At 40.6% G+C, this 16,657-nt stretch carries 14 protein-coding genes; all 14 read right to left on the bottom strand.

The window, feature by feature from the left end:
* Nucleotides 1–461: hypothetical protein (locus Q0369_RS04940; RefSeq protein ID WP_298096787.1), on the bottom strand; the 461-nt coding region annotated here is incomplete at its 3' end.
* Nucleotides 454–1,659: a glycosyltransferase family 4 protein gene (locus Q0369_RS04935; RefSeq protein ID WP_298096784.1), complete on the bottom strand. Its 1,206-nt coding sequence runs from the start codon at nucleotides 1,657–1,659 to the stop codon at nucleotides 454–456. The genes Q0369_RS04940 and Q0369_RS04935, both read right to left, overlap by 8 nt.
* Nucleotides 1,659–2,627 (bottom strand): hypothetical protein, encoded by a 969-nt coding sequence (locus Q0369_RS04930; RefSeq protein ID WP_298096781.1) that lies wholly within the window; start codon nucleotides 2,625–2,627, stop codon nucleotides 1,659–1,661. The genes Q0369_RS04935 and Q0369_RS04930 overlap by 1 nt, the downstream gene beginning before the upstream one ends.
* A 13-nt stretch (nucleotides 2,628–2,640) precedes the next feature.
* Nucleotides 2,641–3,600, bottom strand: a complete 960-nt coding sequence (locus Q0369_RS04925) for a peptidoglycan bridge formation glycyltransferase FemA/FemB family protein (protein WP_298096778.1) — start codon at nucleotides 3,598–3,600, stop codon at nucleotides 2,641–2,643.
* On the bottom strand, nucleotides 3,590–4,648 hold the full coding sequence (locus tag Q0369_RS04920) for a DegT/DnrJ/EryC1/StrS family aminotransferase (RefSeq protein WP_298096775.1): 1,059 nt from the start codon (nucleotides 4,646–4,648) through the stop codon (nucleotides 3,590–3,592). The genes Q0369_RS04925 and Q0369_RS04920 overlap by 11 nt, the downstream gene beginning before the upstream one ends.
* Nucleotides 4,635–5,849: an oligosaccharide flippase family protein gene (locus Q0369_RS04915; RefSeq protein ID WP_298096772.1), complete on the bottom strand. Its 1,215-nt coding sequence runs from the start codon at nucleotides 5,847–5,849 to the stop codon at nucleotides 4,635–4,637. Before Q0369_RS04915 ends, Q0369_RS04920 begins: the two co-directional genes overlap by 14 nt.
* Nucleotides 5,833–7,683: an asparagine synthase (glutamine-hydrolyzing) gene (gene asnB / locus Q0369_RS04910; RefSeq protein ID WP_298096767.1), complete on the bottom strand. Its 1,851-nt coding sequence runs from the start codon at nucleotides 7,681–7,683 to the stop codon at nucleotides 5,833–5,835. The genes Q0369_RS04915 and asnB overlap by 17 nt, the downstream gene beginning before the upstream one ends.
* Nucleotides 7,684–7,698: 15 nt before the next feature.
* Nucleotides 7,699–9,828 carry a bi-domain-containing oxidoreductase gene (locus Q0369_RS04905; protein WP_298096764.1) on the bottom strand — a complete coding sequence of 710 codons (2,130 nt, stop codon included), beginning with the start codon at nucleotides 9,826–9,828 and terminating at the stop codon, nucleotides 7,699–7,701.
* 21 nt (nucleotides 9,829–9,849) lie between these two features.
* Nucleotides 9,850–11,049, bottom strand: a complete 1,200-nt coding sequence (gene wecC / locus Q0369_RS04900) for a UDP-N-acetyl-D-mannosamine dehydrogenase (protein WP_298096761.1) — start codon at nucleotides 11,047–11,049, stop codon at nucleotides 9,850–9,852.
* Nucleotides 11,046–12,182, bottom strand: a complete 1,137-nt coding sequence (gene wecB / locus Q0369_RS04895) for a non-hydrolyzing UDP-N-acetylglucosamine 2-epimerase (RefSeq protein WP_298096758.1) — start codon at nucleotides 12,180–12,182, stop codon at nucleotides 11,046–11,048. Before wecB ends, wecC begins: the two co-directional genes overlap by 4 nt.
* Nucleotides 12,183–12,332: 150 nt before the next feature.
* Nucleotides 12,333–13,031: a 3-methyladenine DNA glycosylase gene (locus Q0369_RS04890; protein WP_298096755.1), complete on the bottom strand. Its 699-nt coding sequence runs from the start codon at nucleotides 13,029–13,031 to the stop codon at nucleotides 12,333–12,335.
* Nucleotides 13,028–13,153 carry a hypothetical protein gene (locus Q0369_RS04885; protein ID WP_298096752.1) on the bottom strand — a complete coding sequence of 42 codons (126 nt, stop codon included), beginning with the start codon at nucleotides 13,151–13,153 and terminating at the stop codon, nucleotides 13,028–13,030. Before Q0369_RS04885 ends, Q0369_RS04890 begins: the two co-directional genes overlap by 4 nt.
* Nucleotides 13,150–14,133: an ATP-binding protein gene (locus Q0369_RS04880; protein ID WP_298096749.1), complete on the bottom strand. Its 984-nt coding sequence runs from the start codon at nucleotides 14,131–14,133 to the stop codon at nucleotides 13,150–13,152. The genes Q0369_RS04885 and Q0369_RS04880 overlap by 4 nt, the downstream gene beginning before the upstream one ends.
* On the bottom strand, nucleotides 14,117–16,657 hold a 2,541-nt coding region (locus Q0369_RS04875), incomplete at its 5' end, for a DEAD/DEAH box helicase (protein WP_298096746.1). The genes Q0369_RS04880 and Q0369_RS04875, both read right to left, overlap by 17 nt.

The raw sequence follows: 16,657 nt of genomic DNA, 5'->3' as shown, positions 1-16,657 counted from the left end.
GGCTTATGGGCTATGCGCTGATCTTTGTACCATTTTTTTTCGCTCCACCGAAAGCCGCTTTTAAAATCCTTTTGCCAATCGATCGGCTCGTAGCCTTCGGGTGCATTCGCAGGCGCTGCGACATTCATATCGTACCTGTAGCCCTCAAGCCCGAGCGCCGCGCTATCATAGCTATTTTTTACCCACCCGCTACCGAGCAGATCAAATTTATGCTCGATGTACATTTTGGATAGGTAATCGGCAACATCGGGATTTATATTTGATATATCTAAATTTTTTATATTTATATAGCTAATTTTTATGATCGGAACGTTAAAATTTATGTGAGTATTGCCTAACACATCGCACATTTTTTGAAATTTATTCTTTGCGATATTTAAAATTTTATTAGCTATTTTCGCGCACAACGCATCAGGCGGCATTGACCTAGCTTTTTTAAGATAATAAGAAAAACTACTCATTGCTTATGACCTTTAAAATTTTATCCACATGCTTATCCCACGTGTATTTTTGGATCACTTCATCTCTGGCGCTATCGCCCAGGCGCTGTCTTAGCTCGCCATCATCCACAAGCTCCTTCATGGCAGTCGCTAACTCATCTATATTCCCGGGCTCTACCATATAGGCGGTTTTGCCGTGTTCTAAAATTTCAGACATCTGAGCCATATTGCTGCATATTATGGCTTTACCCATAGCCATATACTCAAACAGCTTAGTGGGGCTTCCGAAAAACTCGCTTCCGTCTGGATTTGGAACAGTGGCATTGATCAAGATATCGCAAGCGCTTAGAAATTTTGCTCCTTGCTCTTGTGGGATCAGGCCCGTTAATACGACGTTTTCTTGCAAATTGAATTCCAAAATATGTTTTTTTACGATTGGCATCCTAACGCCGTCGCCTATCATAAAAAGCTTCGTTTTATTTTTATACTCGGGGTATTTTTTTAGCAACCTACCAAAAGCCAGAGCTATGTTTTCGGCCCCGTGCCACTGCCCAAACGTCCCTATAAAGCCGATCACGATTTTATTTTCAAGATTATATTTTTGCTTTATATCATCGCATTTTATCTGCGGATTATATTTCCTCTCATCTATTCCATTTGGATTGATGATTATTTTGTTTTCATCCACTCCAAATTTTAAAAGAATATTTTTTAGCGCATCAGACACTACGACTATATGAGCCGCGCTATTTAAATTATATTTTTCTATAGTAGAGACGATAGGTAGTTTGAAAATTTTATAGTAAATTGTTTTAAAAATCCGCTTTAAAAGCGTATCATTGTTTTTCCAATTTTTGATCTTCCATACATCTGATGAATTAAATTCCAAAACAAACGGTATATTTTTCATTTTTGCTATATACGCTCCGCAAAAACTAAACCCATTATATCTTTGATATATCGCGCCAGGCTTTAAATTTTTACAATATTTAATTATTTTAAAATTATAAAAAAGCTCAAGTATATCTTTTGGTACAAGCGGTATTTTTATAGGTCTAACGATTGTGATATCTTTGTCTACATCGGGCAAAAAATCGTTTGAAACAACAGATAATTCGACTTTTTTATCCATAGCATTTATGATGCCCGCGGTGTGCCCCACCGAACCGCCCGCCTTTAAGCCAAACCAATAAAGCGTTCTAAGATAGAGGATTTTCATTATATATCGCCTACCCGCATAAATTTTAGCCTAAATTTATCTTTTGCATATTTTATCATATCGGCATCGGTGTGTATCGTAGGGGCAAAATCCTCATCGCTCAAGCTCCCCATATCCAAATCCTTTATAGAGGTAAATTTGCACTCCGTTTTATCAGCAACACTTGCAAGAAGCAATTTATATTCGTTTATTAATTTATCATTTATACTTATTGTTACGTATTTATTATCTTTAAAACTATACTTCAAATTTAAAAAATTAAAACTATGTAAAAAAAGCACTATTATGCAATTTTCAGGCATTAGATCTATCGCTTTTAAAATTTCATCTGCACTAGAACCGTATCTAAAATCAAATTTTTGAAAGCTGCTTTTTGTTTTTAAAAAGCCGTAGCGCTTTTGTTTTTCATAAACGCTCACGGGTAGCTGCAATACGCCGTTTTTTTTAGACGCTTTATTTATATAATCATAGTTTATCTTACAATTTTCATTTTTATAAAAAAACGAGCTGTCTATAAAAATATCATTAAGTTTCAAAGCTTGAGTAGTATCGTCGTTCGCTCCATACCCGCCGGACCTATGAGCCGGGGCGTCTATGCCTATCCACTCTTTTATTTTTTGCTTACCAAATTTTATAATTTCTATCTGTTCATCCAAGCTATACTGCCACATAAATTTTCTATTTTTATCGTATCTGCCGGACGGATGAGTGTGTAAATTTACGCCGTGCCCGCCCTTAACGATTTCGCGACACAGCCTTTTAAATTTATCCTCGCCGTATCTTTCATACGGATATACGTCCACAAAATGCTCCGCTACGCCACCATACTTGTTTGCTAAATCGTTTATGAGCTTTACGCCTACTTCCCTGCCCAAGATCTCGCCTTTTATAAAAATCTCAAACGCATCGGCTCTATCCGCATGCAGTTCGCCGACTTCGGTATCGCAGGTTATCAAAATTTGTTTCATTCAAATCAACCAATCATATTTTATTCTTAAACCAGAGTATCGCCCGAAATAGCGTATTTAAGAATGATCTATAAATCAATATTCCTCCAAAATAATATCGCAATTCACCACCAAATCTATCTTTAAATCTATTTATGCTTATTGACTTCTCATCTTCACCAAAAGAGCAGCCACCAAAATCATACTGGGCAATACCATTTTTTTTAAAATATCTTATTGCCTCCCATTGCAACAAATTCGAAGATCCCAAAATACAATTATTTATAGAACCACCATGCCAATATATAGACATATTGTCAGAAATTATAAAAATTGCTCCAGCTTGAATAATACCATCGTGTTTTGCAAAAAAAATTTTTATTCTATTTGTTTTATTTAACGCAAAAAAATACCTTAATAAATACTCAACTTTTAAGGATGGCTTATTTGATCTGGCATACGTTTCGATAGTAATCTTCTGAAAATCATATATTCCTTGCTCGCTGGTATCTTCTAATATTTGCACATTTTCTTTTTGCGCCCTTCTTATAACATTGCGGTGTTTACTATGTATATTAGAAAATATTACGTCTTCATTTTGGGTTAAATCTAAAACAGATGAACCGTATCTATATATTTCATTAAAATTATTTAGTTCTAAAAAATCCATATTTGTAAATTTTGATAATGTGATAGAGTAAAAAACTACCTTGAAAGGATTAAATACCCTTAGAATTTCTTTAAAGGCAACATCTAACAATTCGGTAGCTTGAACATTCGGTTCTGAAACAATATTGATATATCTAAAATTTTTAAAACCTATAACAAAGAATTGCCATTTAAAAATAAGATTACTGTCTTTTATTATTAAAAAATATGGAATTGAAAATTTACCACTAGTATTTGCAAATTCAAATAGTTGTGTTGGATTCTTTATACCAATATTCCACTCTATCGGGTTAATTAAATCTTTTGTAAGAATTCTAATTTCCATTAAGCACCCCTCTTAACTTACCTATTTTCTCTTCATTAAAGCAATCCAAGTCTATTAACAATAATTTTTTAGATAGTTCTTCGACACTTGCGGTCTTTTGTTGATGCCAATATTTTTGAAAATACGGCCATACTCTTCTAGTTTTAATATTAAGATCACCAAAAATACGCTCTAGCTTCTCAAGCTCATCGCTATATATTACATAGTTTGTAAATATATTATTGTCTACATTCAAAAAGGACGGTAAAATTTCATTAAGCCTGGATGCAACTTTTTTCCTAGTATTAATCGCAAGCCTTAACTTTCTTATGGCGATCAAGATATATTTCAATTGCTCTGAAGTCATCCTGGTATCAAATATATGGAAATTTTTTCCAATGTCATTGCTGGTTATTTTATAAAAATAGTTTCTTTGATAAAAACCAAGAATTTTTAGTAGCTTGGAGACACTCATTTTAATAAATTTTAGAAGTTCCGATTTTTTATATCCGCTGCAAGACCTATCTTTTTTAATGGCCTCCATATAATTAAAGGCTTCAGTGTTTAAAATGAATGTATGAAAAATACTCTTATTTTTATCTTGAATGCTTAGACATTCTTGCCATATCTTATGATCTTTTGTAACTATTAATCCCCCACCGGGAGAAATCATATTCTTTGAAAAAGAATATATAGCGACATCCCCGATCAAATCTTTCTTTAAGCCATAACAATGAGCCCTATCTTCTATGTGAATAAGGTTGTATTTTTTTGCAATATCTTGTATTTTTACAACATGGTCCATATAAGCGCCATAATAATGGTGAGATATAATTGCTATCGTATCGGATGAAATTTTATTTTTTATATCATCTTGAATCATTTCTAAACTATGCATATCGATATCCACAAACACTGGAATTCCCCCAGCCTGCACTATCGCATCCGGTAGCGTTGTAGCGCATGTAAAAGCCGGCAATAAAACTTTTTTGCCTTTTGCGCCTATAGACAATAAAACTAGGTATATAGCAGTTCTAGCATAACTTGTATATATTTTATACTTTGGCATAGTAAATCTTTGTATATAAAAATAGCGAATACAAATTTGATATCATACTTGACACACAGGCCCCAATAGCACCCATTATCGGAACTAATAAAATACTAGATAAAGCAGTCATAATCGTCATTTTTATATTAGCCTTTTTTAGCTCTTTCCCATATCCATGCCCGTTAATCCAAGCATTATATGGCTGATAAAGAGCTTGAAAGCAAACTGCAATAGACATTAAAAGCAACAAGAGCAGAACATCACTATATTCTTCTTTTAGATAAAAATTTATAATTAAATACCCCAGTATATTAGCTAAAACAAACGCTAGAAATACCCAAGCTAAATTTGCCTTTAAAATAGCAGGAGGTATTTTGCTGCTATTTGCTAGCGTTTTAAACATAGTACTACTCATCGCATTTGATAGCGAATTTATAGGGGTAGCCATAGAATTTGCCAGTCCGTAAAAGCCGACATCCTTTGCGCTTATAAAATACCCTATTAAAAGCCTGTCTATATTGTATGTCGAAACGTCAATTACTCTACCTACATACACATGTATACCGTATAGTTTATTTTCTAAATTTATAGTTCTCAAAATTTCAGAAAAACCACTGAAATTTGGTCGTAATATACACCCATATATCACAAATGCAAACGCATAAGACAATGAAAACGACAAAAGAGCATTTAGTGGAGTTAAGCCCTCAAAAATAAACAAAATTAATAAAAATACTACAAATAAAATTTTAGAAAATATATTAAAACCAGCTAAATATCCTATGTGATTACTGCCTTTTAATATTAGTTCCATAAAAAATGGAATTACAAAACTCCAGCTTATAAAAGAAGAAAGCCTGATAATATGACCAACCTTATCATTAAAAACTATATCCAGTAAAAAAGAAACAATCAGAGTAAACAATAAAAATAGAGTTGCAATCACACAAACTATAATGATTGATGCTCCAAATATCTTTTTTTCCAAATTTATATCATGGTTGTTTGCCAGCATCTTTGAAGCGCTAGAAAAATACCCGAACTCAAAAAATATGGAGATAAATATGATGATAGCCAAAGATAAAGAATATACCCCAAAATCTGCCGCCCCCATTTGTTTTGCCAAAAGCATGTTAGACACAAAACCTACAACCATACCAAATATCTGTGCGGCAAAAAGAAAGGCTGTCTGATAAAATACTTTATTTTTTGCTATCAAAATTTATCTCCAGCCATTTTTCTAAAGCAAATAATATCCACATCTTATATCCCTGATTTTTATATTTAGTGTGGATATCTAATAGCTTCTGCAAGAAAATTTTAGATATAAATTCATGTATCATAGCTTTTTTAAGCAATAATTCCTTTTGATACCATATAGGCATAATATTTTGCAAAAAAGGTGTTAAGAGCATACCGAAACCGACTTTTGGCTGATTTAAAATATAGCTAGGGAGCTTATTTTTTGCTATTTCTTTTAAAATACTCTTGGCGCCATATTTCATCTTTGTATCGAACGATAGGCTAGAACTGTATTCAATAAGCAAATGATCCATAAATGGACTCCTTGCTTCTACGCTTTGGGACATCGTGGAATAGTCTATCTTCTGCAAGATAAGCTCGGGGAGTCGCATTTTATATTCAACATTAAGAATTTTTCTTAAAAAACTATCAGGCAAATCATCTCTTATTTCAGACATATAATTATGTAAAATTCTGTATGAATTATAAGACTTATCGCTCAACCAAAAACTTCTTTTTTCAAATTCGGTAAAGCCGTGTATGTGGCGTCTAGAAATAATGTCATTATTATAGAAAATATCAAACTTTCTAGCAAATTTCTCTGGCAGGCTTTTAAACATAAAATTTAAATTCTTAAAATGCTTCAAAATATTATATTCTTTATTTAATTTTTCATATATAGGATAACCGCCCATTTCATCGCCACCCTCGCCGACGATCATAACTTTAAGACTATTGCTTTTGCTAAGCTTTGATAGAAAATACAGCAAAGCGGAATTTACATCCCCGGTAGGGCTATCTATTTGCTTAGTCATATATTCTTTCGCCAACTCTTCAAAATCTTTGGAAGAAATAACGCTTTTAATAAATTTTACACCAAGTTCTTTTGAAAATTTTTGCGCTATTTCTGATTCGTCATATATATCATCTGCATCATAGCTTATGTTAATCGCATCTATCTTTCCACCCTCTTTACTTGAATAAAACAAATTTAAAGAGCTATCTATACCGCCACTAAGCGCTATAGCTATATCGACGTCTGCTATATTTCTATATTTCATTGATTTTACAAGCAGATCTTCAGTTTTTTCGGTAGCCTGCAAAAAATTATCCGCGTTATCTACATTAATAAAATCCGCAATATTCCAATACCTTACTTTTTCTATTTTATTCTTTGTAATTTTTAAATAATGACCGCATTCTAATTTATAAATATTAGCGAAAAAAGTATCAGGAGCATTGGTTGTTAAAAATGTCAGATAATTATATATCGCCTCCTCATTAATACGCTTCTCAACTACGCTCGCCTTAAAGAATGCATGAATCTCTGAAGAAAAATATAGAGCATTATTACTCATAGTAAAAAACAACGGCTTTTTACCCATCCTGTCTCTAATAAGAATAGTTTCCATTTTTACTTTATCGTATAGGGCAATAGCAAAAAAACCGTTAAAATATTTTATGCATTCTAGCCCCCACTCTTTATAAGCATATAGAATAGTCTCGGTGTCAGAGTGGTTTGTTTTAAAATTATATTTTGATTTTAATTTATCTCTAATCTCTAAATGGTTATAAATTTCACCGTTAAAAATCAAAACTAAAGTATTTTCGTCATCGCTCATCGGCTGATTAGCTGCAGCGGATAGATCTAGTATAGATAATCTTCTGTGTCCAAATGCAACATTTTCATCAAAGTAAAAGCCTTCGCTGTCAGGCCCTCGATGTATTATTGCGCTTGACATATTTTTTATATCATCAATATCTTTCTGTGTTATTCCTTTGTAAGAGACCTTACCGACTATTCCGCACATTATTTTGATCCGAATTTACAATATAAAGCTTATTTCCGTCGTCTGCACCATATCCCAAAGCTCTATCGGCCAGCTTTTTTTGCTGCCTTTTAGAGCCTCAAATAGCGCCTCAAGCTCTTCGAGCTGTCCTTTTTGACTTACGTTTGTTGAAATTTCTTTCATCCCCACTCCGTATCCTTTTAGGCTTTTATAATCGTCCAAAACGATGCTCTTGCCGTCAAAGTGGATCTCCATAAATTCCTTGCTTAGCTCCTTGCTGCCATTTGCGAAATACTCGATATTTGCCACCGAGCCATCTTTGTATTTTAAGACGATAGATTTGTTATCCTCGGCGCTATATTTTTCATTACTCGGCGTGATCGCCTGCGAAAATATGCTCTCTATCTCGCTGCCAGTTAGCGCCGTCATCAAATCTATTATGTGGCACGCTTCGCCTACCATTCTGCCGCCGTTTTCGTGCACCCAGTGGTCCATCGGTATGTAGCCAGCGTTCATTCTATATCTGATTATCATCGGATTTATTCTAGCGCTCGTATGCTTTTTTATCTCCTCTGCGTAAACACTAAATCGCCTGTTAAATCCCACGAATAAAAGGGGCTTATCGCCTCCCTCAGCGTAAAATTTCTTTATCTTTTCCAGCTCCTCTTTATTCGTCGCAAGCGGCTTTTCTACAAATACGTTTTTGCCCGCTTCAAGCGCCTTTAAAGTAAGCTCCGCATGGCTATCGTGCCTTGTGGAGATGATCACAAGATCGACATTTTTATCGTTTAAAATATCGTCTAAATTTGAAGTAGCGTAGTTCGCTCCATATTGCTGCGCCACCGCCTTTGCCTTATGTCCGCTTCGGTTCATTGTCGCGTAAATTTTATACTTATCCGTAAGCTTTGAGATATTAGGCAGGTGCATCCCGGTGGCAAATCCGCCGACGCCGACGAACGCGACGTTTATCACATCCCTGTTTACTGGCGCGGAGCTTATGATGATTTTTTTATCGTGATTTAAATAGCTATCAAGCTCGGTTAAATTTGCCTCGCCGTAATCAAGCAAAACCATAAGCGGCTTATTCTGCGAAGTCTGTAGCGATTCAAACGCCTCCGTTACCTGCTCGATAGGGTATTTTGCGTCTATGAGCTTATCCAACTTTATCAAATTTTCATTTACCAGCCTTAGATACTCGCTCATGTTTCGATTTTCCGTCCATCTTACGTAGCTAAACGGATAATCAAGCCCCCCCTCTTCGTAGCTCTTGTCGTAGCGACCGGGGCCATAGGATGTGGAGATGAGGAAATCAAGCTCCTTTTTATACATATCCTCTCTATTGATCTGCATGCCGGCAACGCCTACAAGCACCACTCTGCCCTTTTTCTTGCACATCTGAAAGCTTTGCGATAGCGGCTCGCTACTGCTTGTAGCGGCGGTAAATAGTACTCCATCGGCGCCGTATCCACCGCTCCAAGACGCAACGACATCCAGCAAATCGTCTCTTGACGGGTTTATGACGAGCTCGGCGCCGTATTCCTTTGCTATCTGCAAGCGCCTATCGTCAAAATCGCTGACAGCGACCCTCACTCCTGAAATTTTAAGCATCTGCACCGCAAGAAGCCCTAATATCCCAGCTCCCACGACTACGCAGGTCTCGCCCAGCCTCAGATCGATCCGCCTAACGCCCTGCATCGCTATGCCGCCGAGAGTCACGGTGCAAGCCCGCTCAAAGTCCATATCCTGCGGTATTTTCATAACTAAATTTTTAGGCACGTCTACGTATTCTGCGTGATTTGCAAGCCCTGCGCCGGCTGCGGCGACGCGCTCTCCGATTTCAAAATTTGAAACGCCCTCTCCGACTGCTATGACGACGCCGCTAAGCGAATAGCCGGTCGGGCTTCCGCTATCAAGCTTGCCCTTTACCTTCGCATAGACGCTGGCTATGCCGTCGGATTTCACCATATTGATGACTTTTTTTACGTTCTCCGGCTGCTCCAAAGCCCTTCTAATCAAGCTCTTTCCGCTATTTGATACACCGCTTATCTCAGTGCCCGCCGATATGCAGCTATTTACTACTTTTATAAGAACGCATCCCTTTGAAACGCTTGGAGCAGGGATCTGCTCTGCTAAAACTTTACCTTTTTTAACTATTGCTTGTATCATTGACTATAACCTTAAAAAATATTAAATATTAGTATTTCGCGCACCGCAAAAATCCAAAACTTCTTTTTCTATTTTTAGCCCTTTAAATTCCTTATGTCCGACCAAGAATACGATAATATCCGAAATTTCAATAGCCTTTTTATAATCCACTATCTCAAAATCTTTGTGAGCCTTGATATTGGGCTCTACGGCGATCACATCGACGCCGTCTGCGATCAGGCGTCTGGTTATATTTAGCGCAGGCGACTCTCGCAAATCGTCGATGTCTGGCTTAAAAGCAAGCCCCATGCACGCGACTTTGGGCTTTCTGCCGTTTTGTAGCTCAAATTTCAAAGCGGCGTTTTTGATCTTTTCTATACACCATTCAGCTTTGTGATCATTGACTTCTCTTGCGGATTTGATCAGCCTCGCTTCGTAGCCGCCCGCATGCACTATAAACCATGGATCGACCGCTATGCAGTGCCCACCTACGCCGCAGCCCGGGCTTAAAATATTAACTCGCGGATGGCGGTTTGCTAGCGAGATAAGCTCCCAGGCGTTAATACCGAATTTATCGCACAAAATGCTAAGTTCGTTTGCAAAGGCTATGTTTACGTCGCGGAAAGAATTCTCTGTAAGCTTTGACATCTCTGCAGTTTTTGAGTCAGTCTGTAAAACTTCGCCTTCTACGAATTCTGCGTAAAATTCCGCTATTTTTTTAGTAGCAATTTTTGTAGTTCCGCCTACGATTCTATCGTTTTGCGTAAGCTCTTTTAAAATTTTACCCGGCAAAACTCTCTCCGGGCAATGAGCGATATAAATTTTAGAAATATCAACACCGCCATTTTTTAAAATTTCACCTATCTTTTCGGTAGTACCTACCGGTGAAGTGGATTCTAAAACGACCATATTATCGTCTTTTACGTATGGTATTATAGATTTTGCCGCACTTATGACATAATCGATATTTGGCACGTATCCGTCTCGAAACGGCGTCGGAACAGCTATGATAAAAACGTCTGCGAAATCAGGCTTAACGTCTGCTTTTAAATTTCCGCTCTGCACTGCTTTTTTAACAAATACATCTAGTTCCGGCTCGACGATATGAATTTTACCCTGATTGATCGTATCCACAACGCTCTGCACCACGTCAACGCCATGGATTTTATAGCCCCTATTTGCCAAAATTGCTGCTGTCGGCAACCCTATATACCCAAGACCTAAGATGCAAACTTTTTTCATAATATTCCTTTTAAAAATTCCAGTATTTTTTTACAAGCTTTACCGTCGCCATACGGACTTGTACTTTTACTCATTTTATCATATTCATCTTTTAAATTTAATAATTTTTGCACCTCTTTTATGATATTTTCGCGCTTGGTACCGATAAGCTTCACACATCCTGCTCTTATCCCTTCAGGTCTTTCGGTAGTTTCTCTGATAACTAAAACGGGCTTGCACAGGCTCGGCGCCTCCTCTTGGATGCCGCCACTATCGGTTACTATCAGATATGCCTTGCTCATGAGATAGACGAAACTATCATACTCTAGCGGATCGATTAAAAATATATTCGAAATGCCCGATAAAATTTCTCCTACAGGCTTTCTTACATTTGGATTTAGATGCACGGGATAAACGATGTCGATATTTTCGTTTTTTAGCGCTATTTCACGTAAAGCCTCACAAATATTAACAAAGCCTTCTCCAAAATTCTCTCGTCTGTGTCCTGTAACGAGAATAAATCTTCTATCACTAAGCTTATGTTTGGCGTTTATAAAGGATAAAATTTTATTTTTTAGCAGCTCGTTGTTTTCGATTTTATCTATCGTCCACAAAAGCGCGTCTATTACGGTGTTGCCGCTAACGATTATATTTTTTGAATCTTTGCCTTCTTTTAAGAGATTGTCTCTCGCATCGGCAGTCGGCGCGAAGTGATATTTAGCTATGAGCCCCGTCATCTGCCTATTTATCTCTTCAGGAAACGGCGAATAGATATCATGCGTCCTAAGTCCAGCTTCTACGTGAGCAACGTCTATCTTTTGATAATACGCCGCCAAAGAAACGGCATAAGTAGTAGTCGTATCTCCATGCACAAACACGATGTCTGGGGTATATTCGCCAAATACATCGCGCATACCAAGCAACACCCCCGATGTCACATCGTACAGATCCTGAGCCTGCTTCATTAAATTTAGATCAAAATCAGGCTTGATCTCAAAAAATTCCAGCACCTGATCGAGCATCTGTCTGTGCTGCGCCGTGACGCAAACTTTCACTTCAAATTCCGCGTGCTTTTGAAATTCCTTTATCAATAGAGCCATCTTAATGGCCTCTGGACGCGTCCCAAATACTATCAAAATTTTTCTTTTCGTCATAAACTCCCCTAAATATCGATTTTTTAACCAAATTTATCGCCGTAATTTTAATTAAATTTTGCTATATCGGCGCTTAACAATACATAAAATCACCTATTTGTCGCTACTTGGATGGTATAGAATGTTCTTTGCTTTAAAGCCGGCTAAGATTTATTTTAAATTATCAAAAAATTCTATCGCAAAATCATCAAAAATTTTACCTTTCAAATGCGCTTTACAAAATTCCACGATGAGGCCGTGAAATAGCGCATACACGCCGTTTTCGTTCTCTAGCTTTCCTGCTTTTGCCGCCACATCGCAGAGAAAATTAGCGGAATTTACAAACTCATAGATCCGCCCAAATTCCAGCTCGCCGAGCCACGCGCTAAGCTCGTCGTAGCTTTCAAACTCATAGCCTAAAGCCCCAAGCAGCCGCGCCGAATAGCTGTCCGCGACCATCACCGCACGCTCGCACGCGTAGCACAAGATCGCATCGCAGCTCTCCGCGCCGATCCCTTTGCGCGTTAGCAGCCACTCGCGGCTAACGCGCACTTTAAAGCTCTCAAAATCCCCAAAATCCGCGATTATTGCTTTGCAAAGCAAGCTTAAGCGTCTCGCTTTTTGATTATAAAATCCGCTTACTTTGATGATCTCCGCAAGCTCCGCTTCCTCTAGCCCGGCGATGCTTTCTAAGCTCAAAAGCTCCTTGCTGCGCAGGTTTTGCAGTGCCGCATCGGCATTGCGCCACGCCGTATTTTGGATCAAAATCGCCCCCACGACCACTTCAAAGCTTCCAAACGCGGGCCACCAGCGAAAATCTTTGATTTCCACGGCGCGAAAAAGCGCGATAAAAAGCTCGGTAGCGCTCATCTCACGCCTCCGAAATTTCTGGCATAGTTTCTAAAATTTCGCGCGGCGGCGGCGATTTTTTGCGTGCGCTCTAACACTGCGATAAAATTTACGCCAAATTTAAATTCGCACGCTGTATTCATATGCCGCCACCTTTTAAATTTGCAAAAAATTCCTCGCCAAAGCTCAAGAAAAACTGCTTTGCCGCGCGGCCGCTGCGGCTTGCGCGAAGCATCGCAAACTCACGCGCCTTTGCGTGCAGCTCGTCTAAATTTGCGGCAAAGCTTAGGCGAAATTCCGCCGCGCTCATATCTTTCGCAGCCGCAAAATAGGCATCTACGATCCCTAAATACTCCCGCATGCTCCCGCCGTAAAAGCTTAACTGTAGCCCGAAGCGCTCGCTCAGGCTGATTCGCTCGTTCGCCGCGTCGCTTAGGTGCAGCTCGCCGCGGCTTATCTGCGCGGCGTCGTTATCGCTTGCGCATTCGCCTACGATGTGGCGGCGGTTGGATGTCGCATACATCAGCACGTTGCGCGGCGCGCGCTCCAGTGAGCCTTCAAGTAGCGGTTTTAGGTGCTTGTAACCGCTCTCGCCGAGCTCAAAGCTCAAGTCATCACAAAAGATGATAAATTTAAAGCTAGTTTCGCGAATCGCGTCGATTATATCCACGAGATAGCCCAGATAGTCCCTGCCGATCTCGATGATCTTAAGGCCCTGCGGGATAAATTTAGAAAAAACCGCCTTCGCAAGACTTGATTTGCCGCAGCCGCTCTCGCCCCATAGCAGCGCGTGGTTAGCGCTACGGCCGCGCAGGAAGGCGTCTGTGTTTTTTACAAGAGCCGATTTTTGGCTCTCTAGCCCCACGAGCGCGTCAAGTTCGGTAAAATCGATATCACGGACGATCTTTAGCGCCTTTTTATTCGCGCGAAAAACGGCGACCTGCACCGCACGCCAATCAATCGCGCTAAAATCGCTGAAATAAATTTGCTCGCCGGCGCCGCTCTGCGCGCTTTTTAGGGCGGCTTGCGACGCTAAATTTAAACCGCTCGCCGCGTCTAAATTTAACTTTTCGCTCCCGCTTTTGCTCGCACTTTTTTTGATATTTTTATCGCAGGTTCGCATTTTTTAGCTCCCTTCGCAGATAGATCAAAATTTCGCTTATCACGTCGTCATCGTCGCGCGTCTGCGCCTTTAATCGCACCTTATCGCCGTTTGCAAGGGTGATCAAGATATTTTCGTCCATACTCGAAATCGCGCGCAAACCAAGCTTCGTAGCCAAAACCTTAACCATCATCACGTCGATGAATTGCTTAGTGTAAATGTCCGCGCGCCCGAAGCGATCCTCGATCTCGCCGAAAATTTCAAGCACTTCGCTCGCCTCGGCGCACTTACTAAGCCGCCTATAAAGATCCAGCCGCAGGCGATCCTCTCTGATAAATTCCGAGTTTAAAAAGGCATTTACGGAAATTTTAAGCTCCACGCTTGCAGCGGCGCTCTTTCTGCTTAGCAGCTTGCCGATTTCTTCTTCGAGCATCTTTAGATAAAGCGAGTAGCCGATCGCTTCGATATGCCCGCTCTGTGCCTCTCCGAGCAAATTTCCGCCGCCTCGAATTTCAAGATCGTGATACGCTAACACCGAGCCGCTGCCCAAAAACGAGTTGCTCTCAAGCGCTACGAGCCTCTTTAGCGCGTCTTGCGTAAGGGCGGTTTTATCCTCGATCAAAAAGTAGCAAAAGCCCTGTTTGTTACTGCGTCCGACGCGGCCGCGCAGCTGATGCAGATCGGCGATACCGAATTTATCAGCGTTTTCGACGATGATCGTATTTACGCGCGGCATGTGAATGCCGCTTTCTACGATGCTGGTACAAAGCAGCAGATCGTATCCGCCCGCTACAAATTTTAAAATTTCATCCTCCGTAGTTTTAGCATCGATTTTGGAGTGCAAAATTAGAATTTTAAGGCTCGGCAAAATTTCAAGCAGCTTCTTTTTGGCGCTTTGCATCGTCGCGATGTGGTTGTGGACGTAAAAGATCTGCCCGCCGCGTCGCAGCTCGCGCGAGATCGCCTCTTTTATGATCTTTTCGTCCCACTGCTTGACGAAGGTGCGCACGTCCAGGCGGTCCTGCGGCGGGCTAAGCAGCGTAGAATAGCTTTTGATCGAGCTTAGCGCCATATTCAGGCTGCGCGGTATCGGCGTTGCAGACATACTAAGCAGGTGCGAGGCAGCGCTTTTCTCTTTGAGCCGCTCCTTTTGCTTAACGCCGAATTTATGCTCCTCATCGATGATTATGAGCCCCAAATTTATGGGGTTTAAATTTAAAAGAGAGTGCGTGCCGACTACGACGATCGCCTCGCCGCTTTGCAGGCGCTTTAAAATTTCACTCTTTTGCCTCGCGCTGCTAAAGCGATCGAGCTTGAAAACAGGAATTTCAAACTCCCTAAAACGCTCGCTAAGCGTGGCGTAATGCTGAGAGCTAAGCAGCGTCGTAGGCACGAAAAACAGCACCGAATGCCCGCTGCGAATGCAGGCAAAGATCGCATTCATCGCAACCTCGGTCTTTCCAAAGCCCACGTCGCCGCTAAGCAGGCGGTCCATCACCTTGCCGCTTTGCAGATCCGCCAAAATCGCGCTTACCGCCTTTTGCTGATCGCTCGTGTAACTAAATCCGCTCGCGCTTAAAAATTTCGCATAGTCCGCACTTTCGTTTTTGATGACGAGCCCCCGCACCAGCTCGCGCTTGGCAGCCAGCGCGATGATCTTTGAAGCGATCGCAAAGAGCTTTTCGCGCACTCGCTCCTTGATTTTGCAAAAGCTCGCCCTGCCCAGATGATCCAAGCTCACCGCGCCGCCGCTTGCGACGTAGCGATCGATCTTGTTTAGGTACTCTACCGGTAGCAGCAGTTTGTCGCCGCCCTCGTAGAGCAGGGATACGAACTCCTTGCTGCGCCCCATTACCTCGATAAGCTCAAGCCCGTTAAATTTAGCGATACCGTGATCTTCGTGCACGACAAAATCGCCCACGTTTAGCTCATCCAGAACCAGGCTCGATCTTCGCACGCGCTTTTTAGGCGCCGCTTTGTTTAGCGAAAGGATGATCCGCTCGGCGCTTATTAAATTTACGACGAAATCCTCGCGTAAAATTTCGATATTGCTAAATCCGCCAAGATCAAAGGGCGCGAGCAGAGCGTCGTTTCGCGCGATCAGCGTGATAGCATCGCTGCGGTGAAATTCAAAAAATTCCTGCGACGGCGTCACCGCGAGGTCTTTAAATTTACGCGCCGCGGGCAGTACCTCGATCGCGTCTAAAAAATCCAAATTGCGCTCGGAAAAAATTTCATCCTTTTTGATCTCGTGCAGCAAGATGCAATCAAACGCGCTCGTGTAATCTACAAAGCCCTCGATGAACCAAAACCCGAGCGAGCCCAGATCGCGCGCTAGCGCGTCGCTATCTGCGCGCGATATCTTTTCGCTCACGCTCTCAAACTCGTCCTCGCTTAAATTTGCCAAAAACGGCGCTATCTCGGCTTGCGAAAGCTCATCTTTTTCGCTTTTTTGCGTCGCGATGTCAAAGCGCCTGATACTCTCGACCGTCTCGCCGTCGAGCAGAATTCTAACCGCGCTTTCGCTCCCTACCGAAAAAATATC

It is taken from the genome of uncultured Campylobacter sp., assembly GCF_938030685.1.
Lineage (GTDB): Bacteria > Campylobacterota > Campylobacteria > Campylobacterales > Campylobacteraceae > Campylobacter_B.
This window is presented reverse-complemented; position numbering and strand designations above follow the sequence as displayed.

Bases quoted from the DNA above. Each gene is read 5' to 3' on its own strand.
- Q0369_RS04935 (WP_298096784.1), bottom strand. From the start codon at position 1,659: ATGAAAATCCTCTATCTTAGAACGCTTTATTGGTTTGGCTTAAAGGCG.
- Q0369_RS04930 (WP_298096781.1), bottom strand. From the start codon at position 2,627: ATGAAACAAATTTTGATAACCTGCGATACCGAAGTCGGCGAACTGCAT.
- Q0369_RS04925 (WP_298096778.1), bottom strand. From the start codon at position 3,600: ATGGAAATTAGAATTCTTACAAAAGATTTAATTAACCCGATAGAGTGG.
- Q0369_RS04920 (WP_298096775.1), bottom strand. From the start codon at position 4,648: ATGCCAAAGTATAAAATATATACAAGTTATGCTAGAACTGCTATATAC.
- asnB (WP_298096767.1), bottom strand. From the start codon at position 7,683: ATGTGCGGAATAGTCGGTAAGGTCTCTTACAAAGGAATAACACAGAAA.
- Q0369_RS04905 (WP_298096764.1), bottom strand. From the start codon at position 9,828: ATGATACAAGCAATAGTTAAAAAAGGTAAAGTTTTAGCAGAGCAGATC.
- wecC (WP_298096761.1), bottom strand. From the start codon at position 11,049: ATGAAAAAAGTTTGCATCTTAGGTCTTGGGTATATAGGGTTGCCGACA.
- wecB (WP_298096758.1), bottom strand. From the start codon at position 12,182: ATGACGAAAAGAAAAATTTTGATAGTATTTGGGACGCGTCCAGAGGCC.
- Q0369_RS04890 (WP_298096755.1), bottom strand. From the start codon at position 13,031: ATGAGCGCTACCGAGCTTTTTATCGCGCTTTTTCGCGCCGTGGAAATC.
- Q0369_RS04885 (WP_298096752.1), bottom strand. From the start codon at position 13,153: ATGAATACAGCGTGCGAATTTAAATTTGGCGTAAATTTTATCGCAGTG.
- Q0369_RS04880 (WP_298096749.1), bottom strand. From the start codon at position 14,133: ATGCGAACCTGCGATAAAAATATCAAAAAAAGTGCGAGCAAAAGCGGG.